Source organism: Pantoea sp. X85 (assembly GCF_029623675.1).
Taxonomy (GTDB): Bacteria; Pseudomonadota; Gammaproteobacteria; order Enterobacterales; family Enterobacteriaceae; genus Pantoea; species Pantoea leporis.
Window position 1 is genome coordinate 1854325 of the sequence record NZ_CP121108.1, and the last position, 15834, is coordinate 1870158.

17 protein-coding genes are annotated in these 15834 nt (G+C 55.8%); 10 read left to right on the top strand and 7 right to left on the bottom strand.

The window, feature by feature from the left end; all coding sequences use genetic code 11:
• The first annotated feature begins 24 nt into the window (after window positions 1-24).
• From P6287_RS08675 to P6287_RS08685, 3 genes are all read left to right on the top strand, one after another.
• Complete coding sequence (locus tag P6287_RS08675) at window positions 25-921, top strand: aldo/keto reductase family oxidoreductase (RefSeq protein ID WP_277974796.1); 897 nt, start codon at window positions 25-27, stop codon at window positions 919-921.
• 80 nt (window positions 922-1001) lie between these two features.
• The gene (gene sodC / locus P6287_RS08680) at window positions 1002-1520 is read left to right on the top strand and encodes a superoxide dismutase [Cu-Zn] SodC (RefSeq protein ID WP_277974797.1); all 519 of its coding nucleotides are present in this window, start codon (window positions 1002-1004) and stop codon (window positions 1518-1520) included.
• A gap of 130 nt (window positions 1521-1650) precedes the next feature.
• Window positions 1651-2118 (top strand): hypothetical protein, encoded by a 468-nt coding sequence (locus P6287_RS08685; protein ID WP_137385686.1) that lies wholly within the window; start codon window positions 1651-1653, stop codon window positions 2116-2118.
• On the opposite strand, the gene P6287_RS08690 is transcribed toward P6287_RS08685, so the two are convergent.
• From P6287_RS08690 to P6287_RS08700, 3 genes are read right to left on the bottom strand one after another with little or no spacing between them, the layout of a single operon-like run.
• The gene (locus P6287_RS08690) at window positions 2119-4116 is read right to left on the bottom strand and encodes an FUSC family protein (protein WP_277974798.1); all 1998 of its coding nucleotides are present in this window, start codon (window positions 4114-4116) and stop codon (window positions 2119-2121) included.
• A 7-nt stretch (window positions 4117-4123) separates the two neighbouring features.
• A complete protein-coding gene (locus tag P6287_RS08695) occupies window positions 4124-4981 on the bottom strand; it encodes an HlyD family secretion protein (RefSeq protein ID WP_277974799.1) in 858 nt (285 codons plus the stop codon).
• Window positions 4982-4987: 6 nt separating this feature from the next.
• Window positions 4988-5224, bottom strand: a complete 237-nt coding sequence (locus P6287_RS08700; RefSeq protein WP_008110284.1) for a DUF1656 domain-containing protein — start codon at window positions 5222-5224, stop codon at window positions 4988-4990.
• Window positions 5225-5375: 151 nt separating this feature from the next.
• On the opposite strand from P6287_RS08700, the gene slyA reads away from it, so the two are divergent.
• On the top strand, window positions 5376-5813 hold the full coding sequence (slyA, locus tag P6287_RS08705) for a transcriptional regulator SlyA (RefSeq protein WP_007892783.1): 438 nt from the start codon (window positions 5376-5378) through the stop codon (window positions 5811-5813).
• 40 nt (window positions 5814-5853) lie between these two features.
• Here slyA and slyB read toward each other — a convergent pair whose 3' ends face one another.
• Window positions 5854-6321, bottom strand: a complete 468-nt coding sequence (slyB, locus tag P6287_RS08710; RefSeq protein ID WP_008110282.1) for an outer membrane lipoprotein SlyB — start codon at window positions 6319-6321, stop codon at window positions 5854-5856.
• Between the two features lie 275 nt (window positions 6322-6596).
• Here slyB and anmK point away from each other — a divergent pair, with 275 nt between their 5' ends.
• The 5 genes from anmK to pdxY all read left to right on the top strand — a co-directional run bounded on the left by anmK (window position 6597) and on the right by pdxY (window position 11065).
• Window positions 6597-7718, top strand: a complete 1122-nt coding sequence (anmK, locus tag P6287_RS08715; RefSeq protein ID WP_101764538.1) for an anhydro-N-acetylmuramic acid kinase — start codon at window positions 6597-6599, stop codon at window positions 7716-7718.
• Between the two features lie 9 nt (window positions 7719-7727).
• Complete coding sequence (locus tag P6287_RS08720; RefSeq protein WP_192411930.1) at window positions 7728-8057, top strand: MliC family protein; 330 nt, start codon at window positions 7728-7730, stop codon at window positions 8055-8057.
• A 20-nt stretch (window positions 8058-8077) separates the two neighbouring features.
• On the top strand, window positions 8078-8734 hold the full coding sequence (gene pdxH, locus P6287_RS08725; protein ID WP_101764536.1) for a pyridoxamine 5'-phosphate oxidase: 657 nt from the start codon (window positions 8078-8080) through the stop codon (window positions 8732-8734).
• Between the two features lie 139 nt (window positions 8735-8873).
• Window positions 8874-10148, top strand: a complete 1275-nt coding sequence (tyrS, locus tag P6287_RS08730; RefSeq protein ID WP_008110275.1) for a tyrosine--tRNA ligase — start codon at window positions 8874-8876, stop codon at window positions 10146-10148.
• 56 nt (window positions 10149-10204) lie between these two features.
• Window positions 10205-11065 carry a pyridoxal kinase PdxY gene (gene pdxY / locus P6287_RS08735; RefSeq protein ID WP_192411928.1) on the top strand — a complete coding sequence of 287 codons (861 nt, stop codon included), beginning with the start codon at window positions 10205-10207 and terminating at the stop codon, window positions 11063-11065.
• A gap of 113 nt (window positions 11066-11178) precedes the next feature.
• On the opposite strand, the gene gstA is transcribed toward pdxY, so the two are convergent.
• The 3 genes from gstA to dtpA form a co-directional block, all read right to left on the bottom strand.
• On the bottom strand, window positions 11179-11784 hold the full coding sequence (gene gstA / locus P6287_RS08740; RefSeq protein ID WP_192234504.1) for a glutathione transferase GstA: 606 nt from the start codon (window positions 11782-11784) through the stop codon (window positions 11179-11181).
• A gap of 99 nt (window positions 11785-11883) precedes the next feature.
• Window positions 11884-12765 (bottom strand): LysR family transcriptional regulator, encoded by an 882-nt coding sequence (locus P6287_RS08745; RefSeq protein WP_192411927.1) that lies wholly within the window; start codon window positions 12763-12765, stop codon window positions 11884-11886.
• 147 nt (window positions 12766-12912) lie between these two features.
• A complete protein-coding gene (gene dtpA, locus P6287_RS08750) occupies window positions 12913-14418 on the bottom strand; it encodes a dipeptide/tripeptide permease DtpA (protein ID WP_101764531.1) in 1506 nt (501 codons plus the stop codon).
• A gap of 653 nt (window positions 14419-15071) precedes the next feature.
• Between dtpA and P6287_RS08755 the strand changes: the two genes are divergently transcribed.
• The gene (locus P6287_RS08755; RefSeq protein ID WP_277974800.1) at window positions 15072-15761 is read left to right on the top strand and encodes a CTP synthase; all 690 of its coding nucleotides are present in this window, start codon (window positions 15072-15074) and stop codon (window positions 15759-15761) included.
• Window positions 15762-15834 lie beyond the last annotated feature (73 nt).

Genomic DNA, 15834 nt, shown 5'->3' on the forward strand with positions numbered 1-15834 from the left:
GAACCGTGTTTAGGGAGTTTAACCATGTTACAAGCGCAGGCTATTGCACCGCAGGGACCCTCATTTTCACCGCTGATCGCCGGTTACTGGCGTTTAATGGAGTGGGGCATGACGCCGCAGCAAGTGGTGCAATTTATTGAGCACCATTTAGCGCTGGGCATCACCACCGTCGATCACGCCGACATCTACGGCGATTACCAATGTGAAGCCGCCTTTGGTAACGCGCTGCGCCTCGCGCCAGGGTTACGTGAGAAGCTGCAAATCGTCACCAAATGTGGCATTGCAACGCGCGCGAAGCCTGAACACCGCATTGGTCACTACATCACCGAAGCCAGCCATATTCTGCACAGCGCCGAAAATTCGCTGCGCCATTTCCATACCGATTACCTCGATTTGCTGTTGATTCATCGCCCGGATCCGTTGATGGACGCGGATGAAATCGCAGAAGCCTTTATGGCGCTGCATCAGAGCGGCAAAGTACGCCATTTTGGCGTCTCCAACTTCACCGCCTCGCAGTTCACGCTGCTGCAATCGCGTTTGCCGTTCAGTCTGGTCACCAATCAACTGGAGATCTCTCCGCTGGAGCAAACGTCGCTGCTGGATGGCTCACTCGATCAGTGCCAGCAAAATCGCATCCGACCGATGGCGTGGTCATGTCTCGGCGGCGGTCGCCTGTTTAACGATCCGCATTATCAGCCGCTGCGCGATGAGCTGGAGCAGGTGAAGCAGGAGATCGGCGCCAGCAATATCGAGCAGGTGGTGTATGCATGGGTGATGAAGCTGCCAAGCCGTCCGCTGCCGATTATTGGATCAGGTAAAATCGAACGTGTAAAAGAGGCGGTTGGCGCGTGCCAATTGACGCTGGATCGCCAGCAATGGTTCCGCATCCGTAAAGCCGCCATCGGCTACGATGTGCCCTAAAGCGTAAAGCTGCGTCAAATTACGGCAGCCTGGATGAAAGCAGTCCAGGCTTAGAGGGAATCTAACCGTAAGGAGACGTTATGAAGAAAACCCTCATTGTTATGCTGGCTCTGGCCTGCGCCGCGGGTGCGCAGGCGGCGTCAGAAGAAGTCACGTTGCATGAAACCACGCCGCAAGGCATCGGGGCAGCGATTGGCACCGTCACGCTTAGCGAAACGCCATACGGTGTGCAATTTACCCCAGCGTTAAGCGGCCTGAAACCCGGCATTCATGGTTTCCACGTCCATGCTAAAGGCAGCTGTGAACCGGGCGAGTCGGACGGTAAAACGGTGGCGGCCGGTGCGGCGGGCGGACATCTCGATCCGCAAAAAACCGGCAAGCATCTTGGCCCGTATGCCGATGGTCACCTTGGCGACTTACCCGCGCTGTTTGTCACAGAAGATGGCAAGGCGACGTATCCGGTCGTTGCACCACGCATCAAATCCCTGAGTGAAATCAAAGGTAAAGCCTTGATGGTGCATGTGGGCGGCGATAATCATGCCGACCATCCGCAACCGCTTGGCGGCGGCGGGGCGCGTTTTGCCTGCGGCGTAATTTAATGCTTTGGGCGGCAGCAGCTTGTCGCCCCCCTTTCCTCACGCTGAAAAAAGTTGACCCATTTTCTTGCTACTCTCCGCGGTTTTTCCGTCCTATGATATTGATTCAGGAATAAAACCTTCAGGGGCAGGAATGAAAGCGCGTGGGATGATGTTGTTATGTTTATTGCTGGTGGGATGCGATCAACCCAACGACACACAGCTGCGTTTAGATGCCAGTCGACAACTGCAACGCACCATTGATACCAATCCGCTGCGCGTCGGCTGTGAGAAGATTGCGCGTGGCCGTGAATGGCTGACCCAGCACACCCTTCATCGGCTCGAAGCCAATGGCTGCGAAAATGTCTTGCGCAGCGCCACCGAAACCAACTTCACCCACAGCGAAACTTATCGTCATGCGATGACAGTGGTGTGCGGCGGTATTCAGGGCAAAAGTTTCACCGGCACCACTTTGTCTCGCCGCTTTATCTACTCTTCAGAGGAGAAGGCGCTGGTGATTGAACCGATGTCCGATCAGGATAAAACCCGCTTTGAAGGACAGAAATCGCTGCAGCAGTTGCAGGATGATTTTAATCGTCAGACCACGCAATATTGTCAGTAATCAATCCGGTACCGCCTGCGCTAACTGGGCCAGTGAGCAGCGCAGGCGCCACAAAATGCCCGCCAGCGTATTGGCTTCGCTCTCCTGTTGCTGCAGTTGCTCAATCAGGGTTTCCAGCTCATCCAGCGTGGCCTGCAGCGCGGTGTGATGCACGCCGCGCAGACTTATAATTCGTTGCAGATCCTGCAGGCTGCTATCACGCATTTGCCTGAGCGTAGCCGACGTCGGCTGCCATTCGCGCAGCTGCCAGACAATGTGGGAACAGTTCAGTAACACCACGCCCCAGCGCAGCAGCCAGACGCGCGCTTGCTCGTCACGACTGTTACTGAGCTGACTGATGTGATGATAAATCTGCGATTCAAAGTGGCTTTCACTCAGGCGCGGATGGCGGCGAAGCTGATCGAGAAACGCATGGCGCAGGGCACGAATATGCCGACGACTGCGACGCGCATCGGAACTGGGACGCAGCACCTGAAACGCCAGCCACGCTAGCATTACGCCGCATACCTTGGCGATATTATCATTGAGGAAGCTTTGATAATCCCAGTCCGGCGGATTGGTGACGGCGATAAAGGATCCCATAAAAACAATGAATTGCCCCCACATCCCGGCGCGTTTCTTCTGCTGCAGTTTGAACAACTGCAAGGTGAGCAGCAGCGGGAATAGCACCAGTAAAAACTGCCACAGCGCGCTGATTTGCACCATCAAACCAAACTGCAGCACAAAGCTAAACAGCGACAGCCACAGCAAGGTTTTCAGCAACAGCGAGACGCTGCCACTGGGCGAGGGCGCGGAGGAGTATAGCACGCAGGCGATGGCGGTAAGCGTCAGGGCGGCGGCACCGGAATCCCATTGCGTGGTGATCCAAAAGGCGCTTCCCAGCATGATGACGCTGAAGGTGCGCAGCGCGCTCCAGCCGGCTTCAGCACTGTCGCTTTCGCGCGCCAGCGAGGGCGCATATGGCGGCTGAAAACGGGTATCGGCATCGGCGCGTTCAATCAGGCGAATCCAGCGATTCACATTGAGATACACCCAGCAGAAATAACGCAGTCGCTGGACGAAAGCGCGTTGACGGTAATCACCGGTTGCTGATGGCGTGATGCCACGCAGAATCAGCGCCAAACGGTATTTGTCGCACTGCGGCTGCGCCAGTTCCTGCAACAGTTTGGCCATGGCGTCGTAAAGTTCGGGTGGCGCATCGGGCCAATTCAGCAACATGCGGCGCAGGCTGGAGAGTACGCTGGTGAGACGCAACTGCTGGTGCAGCACATAGTTCAGCACGTTGTTCTGGCGGCGGAAGCGATAGTGGCTCCAGAACGCCTGAATGCGCAGCAGGTTCATGGTGAGAATCTGGCTAATGACATTCTCATGGGCGGTGCGCACGTTATCGGTGCTGCTTTGCTGCAGTAATAACACCGCATGATCCAGCAAACGCGCGTGCATCTGACGCAGTGAACTCATCAGCGCGTTGCCATCTGAGGTGCTAGGCAGAATCATCATCATCAATCCGGCACACAGGATGCCGGAGATCACTTCGCACACGCGCGCCTGGGCGATATCCCACAGCTGAGTGACATCGGTGATGTTGACACTGCTAAAAGCAATGATGGCGGCGGTATAACCCGCCAGCGAAAACGCGTAGGCCACGTTATTTTGATAGTGATTGGCGATCCAGGTACAGAACGCCAGCCACCCGGCCATGAAAAAGGCAAACAGCCAGGGTTCGTTCAGCGTGTGTCCGGCGATCAGCAGCGCGGCGCTGGCACCGAGCAAACTGCCAACGATGCGCCCGAGACTTTTACTGATGGCGCCGCCGACGGTGGGAAAACTCACCACCGCCGCCGAGGTCATGGCCCAGTAAGGTTGATCGAGTTGCAGCGCATAGGCGATGGTCAAGGCGAGACACATCGCGATGCCATTACGCAGCGCGTAGCGCCACTCGCCCCAACTTGCTTTTATCCATGGCAGATTTTGCCAGGCCAGCCACTGAAAATTCATCACAACCTCAGTGGGCGATGGAGATGGTGCAGGTGGTGCCCGCCACCAGCGGCACGCCTTCCGGCAACGCGTCTAAGCGAATACGCACCGGCACGCGCTGCGCCAGGCGCACCCAAGGCACGTTAGGCTTGATATCCGGCACCAGCCCGCCATCGCTGGCGACGCTTTGGTCATAAATGGCGCGTCCGATGCTTTCCACTGTACCCTGCAAGCGTGCGCCGTTGCTGAACAACACAATTTGCGCGGCAGCGCCGGGCTGAATATGGCGCAGCTTGGTCTCTTCGAAATAGCCCATCACGTAGTAAGAGTGGCTGTCGACCAGCGCAAACAGCGGCGTACCGGCGCTGGCATAGTTGCCGGTGCGCAGCGTCAGGTTGCTGATCCAGCCATCGGTGGGCGCGGTAATGGTGGTTTGATCAAGATTCCAGCGTGCCTGATCGAGGCTAGCCTGCGCCGCTTTTGCCGTCGCTGCGGCGGCATTCGCGGTTAAGCGGGCGGCATCCATATCTTCCGCTGAAATAACGTTGCGCGGCAGGCTGGCGCGGCGATTGGCTTCATGCTGCGCTTTGGCCAGATCGGCCTGCGCTTTAGCCAGTTGGGCTTCGGCGTTGGCCTGCGCAATTTGCCACGGCACCGGATCGAGCTTCAGCAGCACGTCGCCTTTATGCACAAACTGATTGTCGCGCACTTCCAGAGCGATGATGCGACCGGACACTTCCGGCGTGATATCCACCAGCTCGGCGCGCACTTTGCCGTCACGCGTCCATGGCGATTGCATGTAGTAATTCCACATCCACCATCCGGCAAGCAGGGCCAGCGCAAAAATCACCAGGGTTGAAAAATACTTAAAAGGGTTGAATTTCATAGTGATTTATCCGAGGCTCAGTAACCACAATGCGCCAGCGACGCACAGTACAAACAGGGAAAGGTCCATCAAGGTGGGGTGCCAGACATCGCCGGAGTAGATCCAGCCGCGTATCAGCGGGTGAATCAACAACCAGAAAAAGAAACCGAGTAACACCGCTTTAAACAGCGGCGGGAAAAACAGCGACGCACCGAACACCAGGTCGGTAAGCGGGGCGCTGGGAGAAAAGGCGGTTAGGGACACGTGTCATCATCCTTTTTGACCGGGAATCATCTAAATAGCGCGTAGACGGCAAGCGTATATGCAGGCCTGGTATTTGTAATTTGCCAGGTAAACTCGCAGAATAGTGTAAAATCTGGCTTAATAGCTAGCAAGCTAATTATAAGGAGATGCAATGGATACGCCCTTGGGAACCGATCTGTCTCGTCTGGTGCGCATTTGGCGCGCGTTAATCGATCAGCGTTTAAAACCGCTTGAGTTGACACAAACACACTGGGTGACGCTACACAATATTCATCAACTCCCGCCAGAGCAGTCTCAAATTCAGCTGGCCAAAGCGATCGGCATTGAGCAGCCTTCACTGGTGCGCACGCTGGATCAGCTGGAAGAGAAAGGATTGATCACCCGCGCGACCTGCGCCAACGATCGTCGCGCCAAGCGCATCAAGTTGACCAAGCAGGCTGAGCCGATTATCGAGCAGGTTGAGAATGTGATTGATGCCACGCGCGATGACATCCTTTCCGGCATCAGCCTGGAGGAGATCAATCAGATGGTGACGCTAATTGCGCGGCTGGAAAAAAACATTCTTGAGTTTCATAACCGCGAGAAATAAAAAAACCGACGCCAGGCGTCGGTTTTTTTTATCTGTTCGCTTAACGTGGCGAAACGGTAACCTGGCTGCCGTTTGACGCCATCACGACGCGCTGGCCAACCGAGTAGCGAGTGGCAGCTTGCTTCTGCACCACCATGATGGTGTTGCCATCATCCTTGCGGATCTCCAGCTCGACACCGTCAGATTTGTTGACCGCACCCTGAACGCCCTGACCGGCTACGCCACCGAGTACCGCACCGCCAGCGGTTGCCAGACTGCGACCGCTGCCGCCGCCAATGGTGTTACCGAGGAAACCGCCCAGTACTGCACCACCAATTGCGCCAATCACGTTGTTTTCATCGCCGCCCTGGATTTTCACCGGACGAACAGAAACCAGCGTGCCATAGGAAACACTTTGTACTTGTTTAGCTTCGCTGGCGCTGTAAACGTCACCGGAAAGGGTGCTGTCGTTGGCACAACCTGCCAGAGTTAAGCCGGTCAACGCCACGGCTACAAAACGCTTAATCATCAGAACGCTCCTTAATGCAAAAAAACGCCATGTTTCTCATCCTGTACTGCACAGAGTATAAGACAGAAAACTGGCAAATGACGCTAAGTCCGTATAAAACGCGGCTGGGGCGAAGCATAGACCATCGTCCCTCAACAAAAATTCAATTACCCAACGAAAATATTGCTGAGCTGGAATGCACTGTGCAGTGACGCTGAAAAGCGGAATTTTATCATAGAATTAGACCCGGTAATTTGCCAGGCTTAAGCCAGACGATGTTAAGGGAGTGAACCGCTATGAAATCAGGACGCTATATTGGCGTGATGTCCGGCACCAGCCTTGATGGCGTGGACGTGGTACTGGCGGCCATTGATGGTCAAATGGTGGCGCAGCAGGCCAGCTATTGTCATCCCATCCCGCAGGAATTGCGCCAGCAGGTGCTGGCCATTTGTCAGGGGCAAACCTTGACGCTGTCGCAGCTCGGGCAGCTGGATACGCGGCTGGGCAAGCTGTTCGCCGAGGCGGTTTTAACACTGATGCACCAGCAATCGCTGGAGGCCAGCGACATCATGGCGATTGGCTGCCACGGACAAACGGTGTGGCATGAGCCGCAAAGTGATGCGCCGAATACACTGCAAATTGGCGATAACAACCAGATCGCGGCGGCAACCGGCGTCACGGTGATTGGGGATTTTCGTCGCCGCGACATGGCGCTCGGCGGGCAGGGCGCGCCGCTGGTGCCGGCTTTCCATCAGGCGCTGTTGATGGACAGCGTTGAGCGCCGCATGGTGCTGAACATCGGCGGCATCGCTAATCTGTCACTGCTGCTCCCCGGCCAGCCGGTACGCGGTTTTGATACCGGGCCGGGCAATATGCTGATCGATGCGTGGATTTGGCGCAACAAAGGTTTGCCGTACGACAAAGATGCCGCCTGGGCGCGCAGCGGACAGGTGGTTCCAGCGCTGCTGGAGTTGATGCTCAGCGATCCGTGGTTTGCACTGCCGCCGCCAAAAAGCACCGGGCGTGAATATTTCAATCTCAGCTGGATCGAGCAGCAGTTGCAGCGTTTCCCGGCGCTGGCGCCACAGGATGTACAGGCTACGCTGACCGAGCTGACGGCGTTAACCATTGCGCAGCAGGTGCAGCTCAACGACGGTTGCGATCGTCTGTTGGTCTGCGGTGGTGGCAGCCGAAATCCACTGCTGATGGCGCGGCTGGCCACGCATCTGTCGGGAACGGAAGTCGGTACCACCGACGAAGCGGGCATCAGCGGTGATGATATGGAAGCGCTGGCCTTTGCGTGGCTGGCGTTTCGCACATTAAATGGGTTACCGGGCAACCTGCCAGCGGTAACGGGCGCGCGGGACATGAGCGTATTGGGCGCAATTTACCCCGCCAATCCCCGACTTGGTCGTTAAGAGGTAAAAATGAAAAAAATAATGATGATACTGAGCAGCGTGGCGCTATTAAGTGGCTGCGGCATGATGCATAAGCAGGAAGAGGCGCCGCAACAGCTGCGCTATCAGTGCGGGACTTTGCCGCTGACGGTTACTCAGGATAACGCGAAGCAGCAGGTGAGCTTTATTCTGGATGGTAAGCCCCTGACGCTGGCACAAACGGTGTCGGCCTCTGGTGCGCGCTACAGCGACGGCACTTACGTCTTCTGGTCAAAAGGCAATGGCGCTTTTGTTGAACGTAATAACAAAATCGTGATTAATGATTGTGAATTGCAGAACGCGGATACCTCCGTTCAGTAAACGTGAGAAAGAGAAACAGCATGAGCGACAGTGACAGCTTGCAACATATTGCCCATCTGCGTCGTGAATACACCCGCGGCGGGCTGCGACGTAAAGATCTGCCCGATAACCCTTTGGCGCTGTTTGAGCAGTGGCTGCAGCAGGCCTGCACCGCGCAGTTGCCGGATCCGACGGCAATGACGGTCGCCACCGTTGACAGCAGCGGCCAACCTTATCAGCGCATTGTGCTGCTGAAGCATTACGATGAGCAAGGCATGGTGTTCTATACCAATCTCGGCAGCCGCAAGGCGCTGCAGCTGGCAGAGAATCCGCGTATTTCGCTGCACTTTCCATGGCACTTCCTTGAGCGTCAGGTGATGGTGCTGGGCGAAGTGGAAAAACTGTCGCCGCTGGAGGTACTGAAGTACTTCAGCAGCCGCCCGCGTGATAGCCAGATTGGCGCATGGGTGTCGAAGCAATCAAGCCGCATCTCGGCGCGCGGCGTGCTGGAAGGCAAGTTCCTCGAACTCAAACAGAAATTCCAGCAGGGCGACGTGCCGCTGCCGAGTTTCTGGGGCGGCTATCGTGTTAGATTCCACACCGTGGAGTTCTGGCAGGGCGGCGAACATCGCCTGCACGATCGCTTCCTCTACCAGCGTAATGACAATGGCTGGTCGATTGACCGTTTAGCCCCGTAAAACTGCGTTTTATCCCCTTTCAACGCTGGCGCAGTTGGCGTCAGCGCTTTATGCTATAGCCCTCTTTTTTTTCGTCTCCGCACGTCAGCGGAAAGCTGTGTACCAGCCTAGGTGCAGTCTGATCAATTTGGAGTCAGTGATGACCAGCAGTAACCTGATACAACAATTGCAAGAAAGGGGCTTAGTCGCCCAGGTAACGGATGAAGAAGCGTTAGCAGAGCGACTGGCGCAAGGGCCAATTGCACTCTATTGCGGCTTCGATCCTACCGCTGATAGCTTGCATTTGGGCCATCTGGTGCCGCTGCTCTGCCTGAAACGTTTTCAGGATGCCGGACACAAGCCGGTCGCGCTGGTGGGTGGTGCCACCGGTCTGATTGGCGATCCCAGCTTTAAAGCAGCAGAACGTAAACTTAACACCGCTGAAACCGTTGGCGAGTGGGTGGATAAGATCCGCAACCAGGTCGCGCCTTTCCTCAGCTTCGATTGCGGCGACAACAGCGCGATTGCCGCGAACAACTACGATTGGTTTGGCGGCATGAACGTGCTGACCTTCCTGCGCGACATCGGTAAGCACTTCTCAGTGAATCAGATGATCAACCGCGAAGCGGTGAAACAGCGTCTGAACCGCGAAGATCAGGGCATCTCTTACACCGAGTTCTCCTACAACCTGCTGCAGGGTTATGACTTTGCGGAGCTGAACAAGCGTCACGATGTGGTGCTACAGATTGGCGGTTCCGATCAGTGGGGCAACATCACCTCCGGTATCGATCTGACGCGTCGTCTGCATCAGCAGCAGGCGTGGGGCTTGACCGTACCGCTGATCACCAAGTCTGACGGTACCAAGTTCGGTAAAACCGAAGGTGGCGCAGTGTGGCTGGATGCGAAGAAAACCAGTCCATACAAGTTCTACCAGTTCTGGATCAACACTGCGGATGCCGACGTATATCGCTTCCTGAAGTTCTTCACCTTCATGAGCATTGAAGAGATCAATGCGCTGGAAGAAGAAGACAAAAACAGCGGCACAGCGCCACGTGCGCAATACGTGCTGGCTGAGCAGGTGACGCGTTTGGTGCACGGCGAAAGCGGCTTAACTGCGGCAAAACGCATCACCGAGAGCCTGTTCTCCGGCAGCCTGAGCGCGATGACCGAAGCGGACTTCGAGCAGCTGGCGCAGGACGGCATGCCAACCATCACGCTGACGGCAGAAGACGATTTGCAGCAGGCGCTGGTGGCGGCTGAGCTGGTGCCATCACGCGGCCAGGCTCGCACCATGATCGGTTCTAACGCGGTATCGCTGAATGGCGAAAAACAGTCAGATGCGGAGTATCGTTTCAGCGACAGCGATAAACTGTTTGGACGTTTCACGTTGTTGCGTCGCGGTAAAAAACATTACTGCCTGATTAACTGGCAGTAAGCGTTCAGGGCCGGCTTCCGGCCCTTTTTTATGGCAAGACAGCAGTACAGGGCAAAATGAAAAATATTCTCGCAATTCAATCTCACGTTGTTTACGGACACGCCGGTAACAGCGCTGCCGAATTCCCGATGCGCCGCATGGGCGCAAACGTTTGGCCGCTGAATACCGTGCAATTTTCTAATCACACTCAATATGGACACTGGACCGGCACCGTGATGCCCGCCACGCATTTGACCGACGTCGTTAAAGGCATTGCGGCAGTTGACCGCCTGAAAACCTGTGATGCGGTGCTGAGCGGCTATTTGGGATCGGCGGAGCAGGGCGAACAGATTCTGGAGATCGTGCGTCTGGTGAAAGAAGCCAATCCGCATGCGTGGTTCTTCTGCGATCCGGTGATGGGCCATCCGGAGAAAGGCTGCATCGTGGCGCCGGGCGTGGCGGAGTTTCACTGTAAAATGGCGTTGCCCGCCAGTGACATCATCGCCCCGAACCTGCTGGAGCTGGAGATGCTCAGCGGCCATGAAGTGGCCAACGTCGAGCAAGCGGTGGTTGCGGCACGAGAACTGATTAGCAAAGGCCCGAAAGTGGTGCTGGTGAAACATCTGGCGCGTGCCGGACGTCGTAGCGATCGTTTTGAGATGCTGCTGGTGACCGCCGATGAGTGCTGGCACATCAGCCGTCCGCTGGTGGACTTTGGCGTGCGTCAGCCGGTTGGCGTGGGCGATCTCACCAGCGGTCTGCTGCTGGTCGATCTGCTGCACGGCAAGTCGCTGCAGGATGCGCTCGAGCACATCACCGCGGCGGTTTATGAAGTGATGCTGAAAACCCACGAAATGGGCGAGTACGAATTGCAGTTGGTGGCCGCGCAGGATGCGATTGCCAAGCCGACACAGCATTTCGCCGCTGAAAAGCTGTAAATTCCCCGTGAGGTGCGCAGTCCTGCGCACCTGCCATTCAGCTCACCATGAATGACGATCCAACGATCTGGGGCGTACGCACTGATAGCGACCCGACGAAGAATAGCGCCGGATTAAACCAAACCTTCCGCCTTCAATGCCGCCTGCACCGCTGGGCGCTCTGCAACCCGATTAAACCAGGCTTCCAGCGCATCCAGCCCCGCTAAATCCAGCTTGATGGCTTTAGCCCAGCGCGTCACCACGAACAGATACACATCGGCAACGGTAAAGCGTAATCCCAGCAGCCACTGTTTATCCTGCAACGCCTCATTCACCTGCTGATACTTTTTCTCCAGCTGCGCACGGGCAATGGTTTTGTACTCTTCCGGCGTATCCGGACGGAACAGCGGGCTAAAACTTTTGTGCAGTTCGCTGCTGACAAAACTCAACCACTCCAGCGTGTGATAGCGCGTCAGGCTGCCGGTCGGTGCCAGCAGGTGGCGATCCGGCTTAAGATCCGCCAGATATTGTACAATCGCCACGCCTTCGGTCAGGATGCTGCCATCGTCAAACTGCAGCGCCGGCACTTGTCCTTTCGGGTTAATCTGCCAGTAATCTTCTCCCTGCTCGGTCACTTTCTTCTGCAGGTCCACGTTCACCTGGGTGAAGTCGAGTCCGCATTCCAGCGCGACAATATGCGGTGATAGCGAACAGGCACCGGGCTTACAATAGAGTTTCATCATGGCTTCTCCTTAAGTGTTGTGGTGATCAAAGCAGCATAAGTCTGCCAGGGATATTTACCCGTGACTGCGATCAGGAATTGCGGTCACCGTTCAGGTTTATTCAGCAAAGCATGGTAGTAACGGCAGCTTTTCGAGCGCAAAAGCCCAAAATTGCCGCACTTTAGGCGTCATATTCTTCACACGCTGGGTCACTAACTGCACCGGAAGCGGCGCGGGTTCCCATTCTGGCAGCAAGCGCAGCAGTTTCCCGCTGTGGATATCGTCAAGAACCTGATACGACAGCAGCCGTCCGATGCCGTGTGCGCTGCGCAGCGCTTCCAGCTGGCTCTCCACGTCATTAACCCGCAGACGCGGCGTGATGCGCACGCGCAGGTCGTGAGCGAAGCGCCACTCGCGCGTATGGCGCAAGCTCGTCACTAACGCATGTTGAGTCAGTTCAGTGGGATGAACAGGCGTGCCAGCCTGTTGCAGATAGTCGGGGCTGGCAACCAGCGTTGAACGCACAGTGCCAACCTGACGCGCCACCATCGAAGAGTCCTGCAGTGCACCAATGCGCAGCGCGATATCGAGGCCGTTTTCGATCAGGTCCTGATAGCTGTCGCTGAGCACCACTTCAATCTGCATCTCCGCATGCTGTTGCAGGAAGGCATTCACCAGGGGCATGACGTGGCGACGACCAAACTGCACCGGCGCGGTTAAACGCAGCAAGCCATGCAGGCCGCTGTGGTGAGCGCTGTCGATGGCGCGCTGATAATCGCTCAGCACGCGCTGTGCCTGCTCAAACAGCTGCCAGCCAGCTTCGGTGGGTGCCAGCTGGCGCGTGGTGCGTTCAATCAAAGTGGTGGCGAGGCGGGCTTCAAGAGTGTTGAGGGTGCGCGTGATCACCGGTGGCGATCGCTGTAACAAACGTGCGGCACCGGCCAAACTGCCTTGCTGGATAACCGCGACAAATACCTCAAGCTCATCAAACCTGTCCATGCTTATTCCACTCAGATTAACAGTGAGCCGACATCATGAAGTTAAGCGAGCAAAAAGCGAAGTGTGGGTAGCAGAAATCGTTAAAGGAAATGTGAATGGCGGCGAAATAGTCGGTAGAAAAAAGCCGGGACACGCCCGGCTTTCTGCTTACTGATTGGCGCTGGCGCGTTTCAGTTCAGTTTGACTATCATCCTGCGTCATGCGGTTCAGCAGTGGCGCGGTGATTAACATCAGCAGGGCGATCACGCCGGTGGCGATACCAATCTGCTGGAACACATGGCTGTAGACCGCCAGTGACGTGTGTGGATCGGTCACATCATTCGGCACCGCCATCAGGTTCGCGACTTTACCGGCAATCATTGCCGCACCCGCGGTGGTCAGGAACCACGAACCCATGATGAAGCCCATTAAACGCTGTGGTACCAGCTGTGCCACCATTGCCAGGCCCAGACCGGAAATCATCAGCTCACCAATGCTCTGCAGCGCATAGCTAAGGATCAGCCAATTCACTGAGACGATACCGGCTTCGTTGGCAAATTTGGCACCAAACGGCAGCACCAGGAAGGCCGCTGAACACAGCACCATACCGAAGGCGAATTTGTGTGGCATCGGCATTTTATCGCCAAGCTTGTTGTACACCGCGGCCAGAATCGGGCTTGCCAGCATAATCCAGAACGGGTTCAGCGCCTGGAACTGCTCCGGCTCAAAGGTGATGCCGAGAATCGCGTGCTCAACGTTGCGGATAGCGAAGAAGTTAAGTGAGGTCGGCATCTGCATGTAGAGCACGAAGAACACAATCGCTTCAACCATCAGCAGGAAGGCCACGATCATCTTACGACGTGCGGCCCCCTTCAGCGCGAAGGCTTCTTTGGCGAAGATCACCACGATACCTGCGGCGATGACGCCCAGCGTCATACGTGCGATGCTCTGGTGATGCAGCAGCCAGGCCGCCAGCGCAATCAGTGCTACCACGCCAATCAGCGTCATCAGCAATTTACCCATCTGCAGCGGGGCAAAATCCGGCTTGGATCCGTAGTTTTTCACGACACGCTGGAAGAACAGGAAGTTCAGCAGCGTGATCACCAGACCGACAACCGACAGCGAGAACGCGGCGCCCCAGCCATATTTCGCGGCCAGCCACGGCGTCAGCATCATCGAGAACAGCGAACCGATGTTGATCGACATGTAGAACATGGTGAAGGCACCGTCGAGGCGCGCGTCATCTTTCTCGTAGCAGGTCGACAGCAGGGAAGACGGGTTAGCTTTAAACAAACCGCTACCTACCGCGATAGTCGCCATGCCGATATACACCATTGAGGTGTCATGTCCGGAGAAGGCAATCAGCGCATAACCCAGCGCCAGCACCATTACGCCGAGCACGATGACGCGTTTGGTACCCAGCACTTTATCGCCGAGCCAGCCGCCGATGGCGACTAAACCATACACCAGCGCGCTAAACGAGGTGAACAGCGTAATGGAGTCCGCTTCGGACATGCCCAGCTGTTTAACCAGGTAAACCGCCATGATGGCTTGCAGGCCGTAGTAACCAAAACGTTCCCACAGTTCGATGGAGAAGATCAGATAAAACGCTTTCGGTTGCTTAAAAGCGTTGAGGCTTGGCGCCCCGTCAGTGTGTTTGTTTGCAGTTGACACGTATACCTCAGTTTTAACATAGCCTGTTTTGCGACAGGAATTAAGTCTGCGTCGGGCTGGGTAATCCCGCGCAACATTGTTATTAGAAAGGAAAAACGGCGACTAATTTGGCTGAATCAGTCCAACAGGGCAAGCATTTTCTGCACGCTGAAATACTTGCAATAGGTAGGGTTAATGCCGTTATACAAAGTTGTAAATCAGTGTTAAATCTCGCTGGGTGGAATTATATCAGGATAAACAGGTGAAATGCAGATCGGGAAGATCATTTTCCTGATATAAACTGCTCAGGGCGGCTTTATCAGAATATAACGCTAAAGTTCATAATTTATACAGATATTATTATTGCCGTTGTGCGCATAATAAGCACAACAGCTTGATTGGTGAGCGTAATAAGCAGTCAAAAGATTCCAGAACGCTAATTAGTTGATCCTGCGCACAAAACCACGAATTAATTATCAGGGTAAAAGAAGAAAACGTTTGCGTAGCTGACATCTGGCGAAGATTAGCGCGGTCTGACACCTTATTTGGCAGATAAACAGGCGTCCATAAGCGCAATGCGTGCAAAAGAAAGCCGCACAAATCGACGTTTAAAGGCGTTTAGACAGCGGGTTAACTTTGCTGTAACCTCCTTTTTTCCCTGAAAGGACGTAGTCATGATGAAGTCGATTCGTGTCGCCCTGATTGGCGATTACCGTGCTAATGCCGTTGCGCATCAGGCCATTCCTCCCGCTGTACAACTCGCTGCAAAAACCCTTTCACTCAACGTCAGTGCCGACTGGATCGCCACGCCGGAACTCAATCAGCACAACCTCAATGATTACCAGGCGATTTGGCTGGTTCCGGGCAGTCCTTATCTCAATGATGCGGGCGTGTTTGCCACCCTTCGCTGGGCGCGGGAAAGCGGTAAGCCATTTTTGGGCTCGTGCGGCGGATTTCAGTACGCCATCGTTGAGTACGCGCGCAATGTGCTGGGCTGGGAAGATGCGGCGCATGCGGAAACCGATCCTAGCGGTCGCTGGGTGATTGCGCCACTGGCCTGTTCGCTGGTGGAACAGCGTGGCAGCGTGACCTTCCAGCCGGGTTCACGTATTGCTCGGGCTTACGGTGCGTTACAGAGCGATGAGGGTTACCACTGCAACTTTGGCGTCAACGCCGAGTTCAGCGCAGCGCTGGCGACGCAGAATCTGCAGATCACGTCATGGGATTTGGAAGGCGACGTGCGCGGCATTGAATTGACCGATCACCCGTTCTTTGTCGCCACCTTGTTCCAGTCCGAAAGGGCGGCGTTACAAAACCGGCTGTCGCCGCTGGTGGTCGCCTGGTTGCAGGCAGCCGCAGGTTAAAAACGCAGCTGGTCTATGGCGTAATGCGTGTCAGTTAAGCCAGCAGCGAGTGCGCTGGCCGGGGCCCGCTATG